The sequence below is a fragment of the Sulfobacillus sp. TH-112 genome, from assembly GCF_057473405.1.
On the sequence record NZ_JBYCKN010000181.1, the window covers coordinates 1 to 12,772 of the forward strand.

Sequence of the window (12,772 nt, forward strand, 5' to 3'; positions counted from 1 at the left end):
TAGCATCAGCGATAAGACACACACCATTGACAAGGTGAATATACGCGGAACCATTACCCTGGCGGATCACATGGAGATAGAGCGAGTGATTGAAGAAGCACGCGAAGTGTTTTCGGCGATTGAACGCCATGAACATCGCGACAAATTAGCAATCTTGGCAGATCATGAAGAGATAAAGGGCGTGCAGTTAAGCGGGTTTGCTCGTGCTGCATTTGACATGCTAATGGATGGCGCTCGGGGGCCGGAAGAAGAGGGTCAGCGTCATCGAGATGCGCTGGCGCTCTACTATCGGCTGATTCGGGAGGTGCAATAGTGCGGATCTTATCCATTCGCCTAAAACACTATAAAGGCGTCAAAGAAGCTGAGGTGGAGTTTCGGCCTACGGGAATTACTGTGGTTCAAGGGCCCAATGAGGTGGGTAAGACATCGTTAGTGACCGCACTCGATACAATAATTGAGTATGCAGATTCCTCATCGCACCGCGAAGTGGTAGCGATGCGACCACAAGGTCAAGATTATGGGACGGAAATTGAAGTTCAACTTCAAATGGATCAAGAAATACTGACCTATTTCAAGCGCTATCATCGTGACAGAACTACACGACTCACGATTGAGAAGACGGGTAGTGGGCGGCGGTCCATGGCCGGCCGTGAAGCCCATGACTATATGCGGGAGCGTCTCATTCATCAGATGGACTGGGAATTATGGAAGGCGCTCAAGATTGTGCAAGGGAGTGCGACCGATGACGCGGCGCATGTGGTGCTAGGGACCTCAAGGTCATTGCGTGCGGCGTTGGATCGGGCGGCCGGTGGGGGCAGTGGAAACGTTACAGATGATACTCTCTTTGATCGCGTGAAGAAGGAGCGCGATCGCTATTTTACGGCGACTGGGGCGGAAATTAAAGGGATGTTTGGCGGTCTCCGCGAGGAGCTTCGGCGCTCTAACGACGAGGTCGAGCGCATCACACGACAGATGGCCGATGCCGAGAATGACAGCCAGCGCCTCCACTACTTAGATAGTCAATTACGTGGGTCCGTGGAAGAATTAGCCGATGCTGAGGCTAAATGGCAACACGCCCAGGCATCTCTATCCCTTATTGCTGAGATAGAAAACGAGCAACGGCGAAAGCTCGAGCAATTAACCCTGGCGCAAGAAAAGATCTCTGAATGGCGTGGCCAATTGACCGAGAGAGAGCAATTGACTCGCCAAGAAAACGAATTGGTGAAACAAGTGGCGATTTCAGAGAGGCGTTTACATGAGGGGGATGCCGATTCGAATCAGCTATCCGCCCGTCTTCAAGCGGCACAAGAAGAGTATGAGATTGCAGAAAAGTCTCGACGGGAGGCACGACACGCCTTTGACGAAAGGAACGAGGACCTGAACAGTGTGATCATGCGTCAGGAGCTGGCGGGTCTTACGCACCAGATCGAGCGCATTCGTGAGTTAAACCAATTGCTGTCCACGTGTCGTCAACGGAGGGAACGGATTCGTATTGATGAAGTCGGACTAAAAAAAATTCGCAAGCAGAGCGACATTGTGCGGTTGGCGCAATCGGCGCTACAAGTGAAGAGCCCTTCTGCAGTAATTCGCAGTATGCAACCGACAACCCTGATTTTGAATGGGGTAAAGGTGGCCTTAGATGACCATGAGGTGCGAAATCTTTCCCTATCAGAGAAGTTTACGGTGGTGGATCCGGATCGCTTTGAGATGACGGTATATCCTGGCACGTCGGTTTCTGAATTGCAGTCGAAATTAGGTGTAGAGCAAAACGCTCTGTCCAAACTCTTTGACCAATATGGCGTTCAGGACTTGAACGATGCCGAAAGTCAGTCGCTTGAACAGCGCACGCTTGAGACACAAATTGATAGCAGTCAACGGCAACTCGATGACGAGAGTGCGGGCCTTTCGCTGGCAGATCTGGAAACGCGGATGCTCGAACTGACGGTCGCTATGGGCCACTATGAGGAGAATCGGCCGGAAGGGTACGTTTTTCCCGATGCGCTGGAGGTAGCTCGTAAACAAGCTGAGGATGCGCGCCGGGTCATGGAACAAGCCGAGGAAATATATCATGATGCGACCCATCAGTGCGAGGCTCTGAAAAAAGAACAACAACGGCTCCAAGATGAGAGGCAGACGCTCCTCGCCGAGATGAGCCAAAACGGGCAGCAATTGTCTGACATGCGATATCGATTGGAGGAACGACGACGCATCCTATCCGACGAACGGCTGACAGAGCATCTGGAGACCGGCACTTTGGAGGTGCAGACACTTAAGAGAGACGTTGAGACATTGGTTCAACGGTTAGAGAATCTTGAGCCGGAACACGTGCGCGTATTGGTGAACAACGGGTCCGAACAGATCGCCACCATCAAGCAGCGAAGTCATGAACTGCGCCAAGAGCGCGCGGAAATTCAGGGACGTCTGAACGCGGTTGGCGGATTGGGGCTCTATGAAGAGCTTGAAGAAGCCAAAATTCGTTACGAGGGGTGTAAAGCGTCGTTGGATCAGCTTACGAGGCGAGCGCAAGCGGCCAAATTATTGTATGAGACAGTGAATGACTGTCGTGAGAGAGAACAACTTCGCTATCGCGAACCGCTTCGCCAAAGGATTACCGAACTTGGTCGCGCTGTCTTTGGAAGCGACTTTGACGTGCAACTGGATGAAACGCTCTCGGTGGTCTCCCGCACCTATCATGGCGATACTTTGCCTGTGGAGGTGCTGAGCACCGGAGCGCAAGAGCAGTTAGCACTTTTGGTACGGCTTGCCGCCGCATCGTTGGTCGATAGAGACGATGGGGTACCCATTATTCTTGACGATACGTTAGGGCACACTGATGACGAACGTATGGATATGATGGCGTCGGTACTAAATGTCGTAGGGCAAAGCGCCCAGATTATTGTTTTGACCAGTGCAACAAGACGCTATAGCAGTCTTCGTTCGGCTCAGGTGATCGACTTATGGACTCCGGTTCATTCCATCAACGTGTCGAATTAAGGGAGAAGAGTAACTAGGAATCCCAAAGATATCGAGGAACCATAGTGGATGGAGGTTATAAATTTCATGGAGATTGAGCGACATAGTATTGATTTTATCCCCGAGGAAGAAAGGCACGGTCGGGTCGGGGACTTATTCACGGTGTGGTTTTCGGCGAATATGCAATTAACGCCGCTTGTCACGGGAGCTCTCGCGGTGGTCTTAGGACTCGATTTAGGGTGGAGTATCGTGGTCATCATTATCGGTAATCTCATAGGCGCTATATTCATGGCCTACCATTCAGCCCAAGGTCCGAAATTGGGAATACCACAAATGATTCAGAGTCGGGCGCAGTTTGGCGTGATGGGCGCGATTGTGCCATTACTAATCGTTATTTTGATGTATCTCGGATTTTTTGCCTCGAGCAGTGTTATTGGTGCGCAAGCATTGACTGGATTAAGTCACGGACATATCCCGATTGATGGGGCGATTGTCCTGCTGAGTGTCCTTACGTTAGCCGTGACCGTGGTGGGATACGATTTAATCCATGCTGTCGAGCGATGGCTAGCGATTGTCTTTGCGGTGGTATTTATATTCGTGACCATTAAGGCATTTTCCTTACCGCTTAAGGTCGGCGAGTGGTCGCTGAGTCATCCCAACTGGCCGATGGTATTTCTCACCTTGACGATTATGGTGACTTGGCAAATCAGCTATGCCCCCTACGTGGCAGACTATTCTCGCTATCTCCCGAAGAAGACGTCGGTGTCGAAAACCTTTGGTTATACCTATGCCGGAACGGTATTGAGTAGTGCCTGGATGATGGTGCTGGGAGCCGTCCTCACCCTCGGGATTCGAAATTTTTTGGCCAACTCGAGCTCGAACGTTGCGCATTTGTTTGGCCCGGGCGCATGGGTCTACCTGATGTTTTTGACGATTATTCTTGGGATTATTGCCGTCAATGTGTTGAATCTGTACGGGGCCTTCATGTCCATGACGACCTCTTTAGAGGCTTTGGTGACGATGACGGTCAATCAAAGGACACGGACTTCTTTTGTGGTGGTGATGGCTGTCGTAGGCACGGGGCTGGCGATTTGGGGGCAAGGAAATTTCCTGAACAATTTTTCAAACTTCATTCTCTTTTTAGCGTACTTCTTAATTCCTTGGACGGCTATCAACTTGGTGGACTTCTATTTTGTACGTCGTGGCGAGTATCGCATTAACGAGATATTTAAGGTGGACGGCATCTATCGGCGTTTTAATGGGAGGACTCTCCTGGTTTACCTCGTTGGAGTGTTGGTTGAGGTGCCGTTCATGAACACGACGTTTTATACTGGGCCGATCGCGAAGTCGATGGGAGGGGCAGACATTTCCTGGGTTATTGGCCTTTTGGTATCCGCTCCGCTCTATTATCTGACGGCCAAAGGACATCGCGTTGAGGATGAGGTGAAAGAAACATCCTAGACCTCGGAAGGGAGTCATCCCTTCCGAGCCCTCCGGAACCGGGAATAGGGTTTGGGCCGAGTAGATCTGCGCACCCGTGATTGCGAGACAGAGAACCTCCTCCTGACCCATGGCGTACATTACGAACCGGATTGTGGATTGTGTCGATACTGCAGTCGACGTCTCTCAGACCTATGGCGGATAGGTTCTGCTCTGAACGTCTCTCGATGGGACGCCTGGTGATCTCCGAGCCGCTCTGGTGCTGCTTGACAATACCAAGGGCATCTCCGTGACAGATGCCCCTCGTGGCGTCGTGCGTAGCACCTCTTTAAATGACGTAAGCGCAGGTGGCTTTGTGCTCTTATTCCGGGATGGTCAGTTCATTTACTGAGGCTCCCGGGGATGGCTGCGTTTGGTGGCGGGCGCAAAAAGACTCCACACGATGCCCATGGCGACCATGCCGAGAACGATGAAGATACTGGTTAAGGATTCTTGGCTAAACACGATCAGAATACCAATGATGGCAACCAAGGCCGGGAGTGGCCATAGCCACATGCGATATGCTGGTTGGTGATGACGGTGAGTTATGAAGCTCGAAATGGCGACCCCAAGGTAGAGGACCATTAGGAGCGAACCGGTGAAGATGACGAGCGACGTCAAGGAACTCATCAAGCAAATGGCGAGATTAATCATTCCCAGAATGACGAAAGGCCCATAGGGGACCTCATGGCGGTTTAGTTTCAGAAAGAATCGGTTAATGGGGGCCGGCCACTGTCCATCCCGGGCGATCGCGTAATAGATGCGCCCATAGGTTAACGTGGATGCCAGGGCCGAATCAAACTGCGCGATGACGACGCCTCCCAAAATGGCCATCGCACCAATGGACCCCACGGCGTCACGTACCACGAGGGTTAACGGCAAGCTGCCACCTACCTGGTGCAGGGCGGGAAGTGCTAGAGTCGCAAGAGCGATGGCCACCAGTTCGAGCCCCGTGATGACGGCGATATTAATCATCACCGTTTGCCCGACTCGTTTGGGATCGGTATGCGTCTCTTCGCTAAAATACAAACTCGCTTCCCAACCGTTATAGGCAAATAAGGCGGAAACAACCGAAGCGATGATGCCCGCGGCGGTAGCTGCGCGAAAGCCATGACCGTGAGTGTTGGCCATGATGGGGTGAATCAAAATGGCGGGTGACTGGTGGATGTGGGTAGCCGAGATCACCATAAAGCCGATTAAGACTGCCGACTCGACTATGACCATGGCAGTGGCGACCGCACCGGACATGCGAATCCCTTCAAAGGCAAAAAAGAGAATAATCAAAAGGACGATTACCGCCGTCAGCGTCACCGGAATGCTGGGGAAAATGGCTTTGAGGTAGGCGGCCGTAGCTATACTTAACACCGACGGAATGACAATTCCTTTAAACATAAAGAGCGAGGTATAGACACTACCGATGCGTGGGCCTAGAGCTTGTGCCACAATTGAATAATCGCCCCCAGCGGTGTAAGGATAGGCGCTCGCGCCTTCAGCATAGGTGAGGGCAATGCCGATCACTAAAACAATTCCAATAGCGTATCCCAGCACTAGGCCGGTGCCGGCGACTTGCCAGGCGGAACCGTAGGTTAAAAACACTGAGGCAGTGGGCGATGTGGCCGCTAGTGCTAATGCCACCGCTTGAAAGGTACTTAATTTGGGCCGGAGCCGTCCTTGTGCAAACGATGATCGCGCCATTGAAGGTCACCTCCCATGATGGTGTGAAGTCCAAAACTGTCCATTGAGTGGGGTGCTCTAGTTATCCCAGTAGTATACACAACCTCTATGCGTACCGCCAAACCGGGTTAAGAACAAGTGGCTCATAGATTGGACTGTGCTGTAGTGACGTTCTTAGTATTTCCTATCGCCCGGGGGAATGCGCTTTATACTCAAGGATCGGTGAGGCGAACATCATCTATGGGTCTTATTGTGATTAGCCCTCTCGCGCGACAATGAAAAGATACGGAAAAGGCATTGACGATGACGAACCTCTGCTTTACTATAATGCATGAATAAAGACATAAAGTATTTATGAGGTGCCTATGGATGCATGGCTCAAAGATCGCCGACGTCAATATGAAATATTTCTTGGGTTAAGCCAGCTCTTATTGAATCGGGGATTCAATCCCTTGCCCGTCGAGTTATATGCGGCAGAATCAGTTCCGACCGACTATACACCGCCTATCATGAACTTCTTGCGTAGTTTTGGTGAAGACCTCAATAGTCCTATTTTGAAAGTCTTTTCTACTGGCCCTATTAGTCGTCCGGGTCAACCGTGGACCGAAGCTATCGATGTGGAGTGGATCGGGTCTTCAACGACTGATGCTCAAGAAGCCGTGTTGATGGTGATTAAGGAAATAGCGCTTTGGCTCATCGCCCAGGGACTTCAGCACAGTCAACTCACAATGGTGTTTGGAGATGTGGGCTTGGTGAGGGAGTGCGCTCGTTTGTCTGGGCTGTCAGAGGATGTGGCGGCGACACTGATCACCAATATTCGCCGAGGCTACTTGTCCGAGGTGAACGCGCTGCTTTCGGCCGTGGCGGATCCCCTCATCGAACTTTTCCGTCCCCAGCCGACGGCCAAGTTTCGCTCTCTCATCAGCAACTGGGTGGCACTTCCAGAAGCGCATCCCGACGTCATGGGGCCATGGCAGACTCTATGGGACCTTTCGCTCATTGGACCGCGGCAATATCATGTGGGTCTCAATTTCAGCCTGTATCATCCCCGTTCTGGTCGTCCCTTGCTCAACGGGGGGGCATTTGAAATTACCGGCAAAAAGGAACCGATGCGAGGAATCGGCTTCACCTTATATTTAGATGCGGTCGAGGCAGCCATTCAGGAGGTGGAGGATGTCACGTAATGTGACGGTCGTTGTGGCGAAAGGACGGGTTCTGGAAGAGGTCATGGGGCTATGGCAAACGGCGTCGTGGGAATGGCCAGATATCGATTCGCGTCAGCTATGGTTTCCTGCCACCTCCGAGCGTCCGGGATTGATCGTGGCCAGAGGTCAAGATATTCCGGAGATGGTGCGCCGAGGTATTGCGGGACTCGGGATTGTGGGGCGTGACATCTTGGCGGAGTCCCTGCAGACGGAGGTTCTGGAAGTGTTAGATTTAGGCATTGCGTCGTGTCGGATGGTATTGGCGGGATTGAACGATGAGTTTCCGCGCGGACCGGTCGCAGTGGCCACAAAATATCCCCATGTCGCTCGAAGCTACTGGGAGGAACGCGGCCAGAAGGTGGACATCACCCAGCTTGCGGGAAGTGTCGAGCTCGCTCCGCATCTTGGCATTGCGCCGTATATTATCGACCTAGTGCAAACCGGCACGACCCTTCGGGCACATCATTTGCGTGAAATTGAGACGCTGTTTTCATCCACTGCGCGTCTTATTGCCAACCCTATTGCGTGGCGTCTCAATCCAGAAGTCCAAGAGATTACGGCGGTGTTGCAACGGGCAGTGAGGGCTGTATCGCAGATGACTCGAGATACGGAAGGACGGGTTATCTAGTGATGAGTAGATCTTTAGTCCAGCAAATCTTAGATGATGTCCGCGATCATGGCCTTGCGATGGCTCTGCACTATACGAATGTCTATGACCAAGTGAGCCTGGACGAAAATTCGGTGGTGTGGAATCCCATGGCCGATGACGCTGTCACGATTTCATCGGACATTGCCGATGCCATTCAATATGCTGTATGTCGGATTACCGAATTTCACGAGCGTACCTTGCCTCAGAGCGTGATCATGGATTCAGAGCCAGGAATGACCCTTCGCGAGCGCTTTGTTCCTATTCCCCGGGTAGGGGTCTATGTCCCGAACGGAGAATATCCCTTGATTTCGAGTGCACTCATGAGCGTTATTCCCGCCCGCGTGGCTGGAGTGAAAGACATCGTGGTGTCGATTCCGCCCCGGCGCGACGTTCGGCAAAGTGCGCTCTGGCGGTATGTGTTGCAACTCTTAGAAATTCGTGAAGTACTGCTGTTGGGAGGGGCGCAGGCGATTGCGGCGCTAGGATACGGGTTTGCGGGATTTTCTCCGGTGCATTTAATAGCGGGGCCAGGGAATCGATTTGTTGCGGAAGCTAAACAAGAAATGGCATTACGGGGCATCGTCGGTTTGGATGTCTTAGCGGGTCCCTCAGAAGTGATGATAGTTGCCAATGACCCTTTCTGGGAGGACTTTGTGGTAGCCGATCTCTTCACCCAAGCGGAGCACGCCCTCGATGCCAGCGCGGAGTTTCTTACGACCAATGCGGGTCTTGCCAAAAGCGTAAAGGAGAGAGTCCAATTGGCTCCTTCGGGCATGGGGACGATCCGCGTCACGGTTCTCGATACTCTAGAGGAAGTGATAGCGCACGTTAACCGGGTGGCGCCAGAACACTTAGGTCTCATGGGAAGTGACATCGAAAGTCTCGCCGATCGAATTTGGTCGGCGGGGGCGATTTTCATAGGGCCGTGGTCTGGTCAAGCATTGGGAGACTATGTAGCGGGTCCGAGTCATGTTCTGCCCACGGGAGGGGCCGGGCGCTTTTTGTCAGGACTGTCAACGCGTACCTTTCTCAAGCGGATAAGTGTCATTCAGGCCTCGCGCGAGATCGGAGATGAGGCGTACCGGCATGCAGCGTGCCTCGCAGCAGTAGAAGGCCTCACCTATCACCAAAGAGCCATGTTGCTTCGATTGACAGCAAAGGAGATGGATTTATGACGCGAGAGACATCGATACGCCGGGAAACGCTAGAGACCTCGATTGCGTTGTCACTGTCATTGGATCAAACCGAGATCCCTCAGATTTCGACCAATCTTCCGATATTGAATCATTTCATGTCGGCGTTGGCAGTTCATGGGCGACTCTCTATGGTATTAGAGGCCCATGGAGATGTTGAGGTCGATGCCCATCATCTGGTAGAGGATGTGGGGATTACCTTGGGGCAAGCCCTCGCCAAAATTTTAGGGGACCGTCGAGGCATTCAGCGCTTTGGTCAAAGGATGATGCCGATGGACGATGCGCTGGTGCTCTGTGCTTTGGACCTCTCTGGTCGGGGACAATTGTACTGGAGTGGTGATTTCCCTACCGCCGCCATTGGAGCGGTAGGTTCAGAGGTTTGGCCTGAATTTTTTAATGGATTTGCGCGTGCTAGTCAATCCACTCTCCATTGTCGCCACGTGAGTGGTGTCAATGCACATCATGTCTATGAGGCCGCGTTTAAAGGATTGGGTATGGCGCTCCACGAGGCGGTCAATACCGTCGCGGACCGAGTGCTTTCTACCAAGGGGGTTCTCTAATGCGCTGTGCCATCGTGCCTCTGCGTGGGGGCAACACGGGCAGTTTGATGGCGAGTCTCAAGCGCCTAGGACATCACGTCAGTGTCTGGGAGAAACACCCAGACATCTCGTACGCCGACTGGATCATATTTCCTGGGGTTGGAGCCATGAATACCATTCAAGAAGACTTACAACAACGTGGACTGTTGCACCCTTTATGGGACCGGTGGCAGGACGGGCAACCCTTTCTAGGCATTTGTCTTGGCCTGCAACTATTGTTCCAAGATTCGGACGAGGGGGGGAGGGGACTCGGGTGGATCGAGGGCCCGGTATCTAGTTTACCGAATTTGGTTTTGCCCCATATAGGCTGGAATGATATTGCGGTCTCTGCGCATGCCCCTCAGTGGCTCAAAGCCTATCACCAGCAGTGCTTCTATTTTGTCCACAGCTACTACGTGAGTCCAGACGATGCGAACCTTACCGTTTCTCTGACCACGTATGGGCAACCTTTCCCTAGTGTCGTCATGTCTGGGTCGCTCATCGGTATGCAGTTTCATCCAGAACTCTCGGGAGCGGTAGGCGAAGCGTTATTGAACGATACCTTGCGCTAAGGGTATCAAGGGGGAACGATAATGATCGAATTGTGGCCAGCGTTAGACATTGATGAAGGAGCGGTGGTGCGCCTGACGCAGGGAGACTTTGGGCAGAAGGTTGTGTATAGCCATGATCCATTAGGATTTGTACACCATCGTTTTCACGGCTGGCCACCGCGCCTACATCTGGTGGACTTGTCCGGCGCCCGGAGTGGTCTCTTTACTCTTTATGAATTTGTGGAACAACTGGCCAGTCATGGAGTGGAGGTGCAATGCGGCGGAGGAATTCGCGAGATGAGCACAGTAGAAAAGCTCATCGCATGTGGCGCTCGCCGAATTGTCGTGGGGAGTCAACTGGTGCAGGAGGAAATCTTTGCCGATCGGTGTCTCTCACGTTTTCCTGACTTTATGGTCGCTGCATTGGACGTGGCTGAAGGCATTTTGCGTACTGGCGGATGGGAGGTCGACGGGCCGCCTGCCGTGCAGTGTTGGCAGGATCTTTTTCAGCGGGGGTGGCAGCGAGCTCAGGTCACCGATGTGTTATCTGACGGCACCATGGGGGGGATTAATGAGCACTTTTGGCAGACGTGGTCGAAATTGCCGGGGGATATTGGGGCCGGAGGTGGAATTACCACGATGAATGACCTCCTCACGTTGGAGCGGTGCGGCATTACCCGAGCCGTGGTAGGGAAGGCGTGGATTGAAGAGCGGTTGTCGATTGAGATGATGCTGCGATGCTAAGAGTGCGACTCATTCCATGTCTTGATGTTCGCAACGGCAGGACAGTAAAAGGCGTGCGTTTTCAAAACCTGATTGATTCCGGTGATCCCGTGGAATTGGCGCTGCGGTATGCGGATGACGGTGCTGATGAATTAGTGTGGCTTGATATTGCGGCCACAGTGGATGATCAAGAACTGCAACTGGATCAAATATCGCAATTACGCTCGTCTTTACGCATTCCATTGACGGTGGGGGGAGGAATCCGCGGTGTTGATGATGTCGAACGACTGTTGAAACATGGAGCGGATAAGGTGTCCATGAATAGTGCCGTTTTCAGTCGTCCCACACTCATTGAAGAAGTGGCGCGGCGCTGGGGATCGCAATGCACGGTGGTGGCGGTGGATGTGGTGCGAGCGAAGGGACAATATGAAGTGTATTCCCATGGGGGCCATAGGGATACCGGACGAGAGCTCGGAGACTGGCTTAAAGAGGCTGAAAGTTATGGGGCTGGGGAATTTCTTTTGACAAGTATTGACCAAGATGGTCGACAGGAAGGTTACGACATTACCATGATGAACTATGCTCGAACCTGTACGAGCCGTCCTCTGATTGCGTCGGGTGGCGCGGGCCACTTAGACCACTTTGCGGATCTCTACGCGGCAGGACATTCATCAATGTTGGTCGCTTCGCTGCTTCATCAAGAGAAAATCACCATCGCTGACATCAAAGCACATTTACACGAAAGGGGGATTCCCGTCCGTGACCTTTGAAAACCAGATACTTTTCCCCGTTGTGGTTCAGGACCGGGTAACTCGGCAAGTGTTGATGCTCGCTTATGCTAATCAGGAAGCGCTCGAACTCACGGAATCGACGAGACTAGCACACTTTTTTAGTCGTTCGCGACATCGCTTATGGCAAAAGGGTGAAACGTCTGGTCATCGGCTTCACGTGCGTCAAATTCTATCCGACTGCGACCAGGATGCCTATGTGTATCTCGTTGACGCAGAGGGCCCGGCCTGTCATCGTAATACGTTCAGTTGCTTTGGCGACGGATTAAGAGAGCTCCCCGACCCGATGATGTTCTTGCAAGATATTGTGAACGAACGTCTTCGCGACCCGCGCGATGGAACATCGTATACGCAGTCGTTGGCGGATGGTCCGCTCTCTCGTCTCATTCAGAAGGTTGGAGAAGAGGCGATTGAGGTGGTCATCGCGGCCTGCAATATAGATGGCTTAGATGAACTGAAAAAAGAAGCGCTTGTCGACGAACTGGCCGATCTTTTTTATCATCTCGTAGTCTTGATCGGGCGATTCGATATTTCACTGGACGAGGTATCTTTAACATTATTGGAGCGGCATCATGGACTGCCCCGTTGAACGACGATCGTCTACCTCTTGTCAAGAGGGGATGTCGGATTATGACGAGAGTGCCTGAGAACGGACGATTGAGCTAAGAAATGAGAAAATCCAACCACGTTGAGTACACAGCCAAAATGACAACAGGAATTGGAGACTCCGCTGAAGAAGATGGATTAAGAACGCGACAGAATATAAAGAGTGAATTAGGGGGAGAAGATCATGACACTACGACCGAATGGGGCGGTATTTTGGGTCTCCAGAGTATTCCTCGCCCTTTGGACAGCCATGGCACTAGCCAATATTATCGCTCCGCGATGGATTTGGAGGATTACCGAGGCATGGCGGGCGGTGCAAGAACCCTCGTCGACGTACTTTTTAATTCGGCGGA

The 12,772-nt window shown here is 52.4% G+C and carries 13 protein-coding genes; 12 read left to right on the forward strand and 1 reads right to left on the reverse strand.

The genetic code is table 11. The annotated features are described in order from the left end of the window. The 3 genes from ACOJWD_RS13190 to ACOJWD_RS13200 form a co-directional block, all read left to right on the forward strand. Window positions 1–313: hypothetical protein (locus ACOJWD_RS13190; RefSeq protein WP_486993701.1), on the forward strand; the 313-nt coding region annotated here is incomplete at its 5' end. Continuing rightward, the gene (locus ACOJWD_RS13195; protein ID WP_486993702.1) at window positions 313–2,994 is read left to right on the forward strand and encodes an AAA family ATPase; all 2,682 of its coding nucleotides are present in this window, start codon (window positions 313–315) and stop codon (window positions 2,992–2,994) included. The genes ACOJWD_RS13190 and ACOJWD_RS13195, both read left to right, overlap by 1 nt. A 66-nt stretch (window positions 2,995–3,060) precedes the next feature. Continuing rightward, entirely contained in the window at window positions 3,061–4,434 is a 1,374-nt protein-coding gene (locus ACOJWD_RS13200) for a purine-cytosine permease family protein (RefSeq protein WP_486993703.1), read from the forward strand. Between the two features lie 363 nt (window positions 4,435–4,797). Here the strand turns inward: ACOJWD_RS13200 and ACOJWD_RS13205 are convergent, their stop codons facing one another. Continuing rightward, window positions 4,798–6,147 carry an APC family permease gene (locus ACOJWD_RS13205; protein WP_486993704.1) on the reverse strand — a complete coding sequence of 450 codons (1,350 nt, stop codon included), beginning with the start codon at window positions 6,145–6,147 and terminating at the stop codon, window positions 4,798–4,800. 344 nt (window positions 6,148–6,491) lie between these two features. Between ACOJWD_RS13205 and ACOJWD_RS13210 the strand changes: the two genes are divergently transcribed. The 9 genes from ACOJWD_RS13210 to ACOJWD_RS13250 all read left to right on the forward strand — a co-directional run. Further along, window positions 6,492–7,310: an ATP phosphoribosyltransferase regulatory subunit gene (locus tag ACOJWD_RS13210; protein ID WP_486993705.1), complete on the forward strand. Its 819-nt coding sequence runs from the start codon at window positions 6,492–6,494 to the stop codon at window positions 7,308–7,310. Then, window positions 7,300–7,959: an ATP phosphoribosyltransferase gene (hisG, locus tag ACOJWD_RS13215; RefSeq protein WP_486993706.1), complete on the forward strand. Its 660-nt coding sequence runs from the start codon at window positions 7,300–7,302 to the stop codon at window positions 7,957–7,959. Before ACOJWD_RS13210 ends, hisG begins: the two co-directional genes overlap by 11 nt. 2 nt (window positions 7,960–7,961) lie before the next feature. Beyond that, window positions 7,962–9,155, forward strand: a complete 1,194-nt coding sequence (hisD, locus tag ACOJWD_RS13220) for a histidinol dehydrogenase (RefSeq protein ID WP_486993712.1) — start codon at window positions 7,962–7,964, stop codon at window positions 9,153–9,155. Further along, window positions 9,152–9,733, forward strand: a complete 582-nt coding sequence (gene hisB / locus ACOJWD_RS13225) for an imidazoleglycerol-phosphate dehydratase HisB (protein ID WP_486993707.1) — start codon at window positions 9,152–9,154, stop codon at window positions 9,731–9,733. Before hisD ends, hisB begins: the two co-directional genes overlap by 4 nt. Beyond that, window positions 9,733–10,323 (forward strand): imidazole glycerol phosphate synthase subunit HisH, encoded by a 591-nt coding sequence (gene hisH, locus ACOJWD_RS13230; protein ID WP_486993708.1) that lies wholly within the window; start codon window positions 9,733–9,735, stop codon window positions 10,321–10,323. Before hisB ends, hisH begins: the two co-directional genes overlap by 1 nt. Window positions 10,324–10,344: 21 nt before the next feature. After that, window positions 10,345–11,046, forward strand: coding sequence for a 1-(5-phosphoribosyl)-5-[(5-phosphoribosylamino)methylideneamino]imidazole-4-carboxamide isomerase (locus ACOJWD_RS13235; protein WP_486993709.1), 702 nt, complete (start codon window positions 10,345–10,347; stop codon window positions 11,044–11,046). After that, window positions 11,040–11,795, forward strand: a complete 756-nt coding sequence (hisF, locus tag ACOJWD_RS13240) for an imidazole glycerol phosphate synthase subunit HisF (protein ID WP_486993710.1) — start codon at window positions 11,040–11,042, stop codon at window positions 11,793–11,795. Before ACOJWD_RS13235 ends, hisF begins: the two co-directional genes overlap by 7 nt. After that, the gene (hisIE, locus tag ACOJWD_RS13245) at window positions 11,785–12,402 is read left to right on the forward strand and encodes a bifunctional phosphoribosyl-AMP cyclohydrolase/phosphoribosyl-ATP diphosphatase HisIE (RefSeq protein WP_486993711.1); all 618 of its coding nucleotides are present in this window, start codon (window positions 11,785–11,787) and stop codon (window positions 12,400–12,402) included. Before hisF ends, hisIE begins: the two co-directional genes overlap by 11 nt. 201 nt (window positions 12,403–12,603) lie before the next feature. Next, on the forward strand, window positions 12,604–12,772 hold a 169-nt coding region (locus ACOJWD_RS13250; protein WP_486993713.1), incomplete at its 3' end, for a DUF6199 family natural product biosynthesis protein.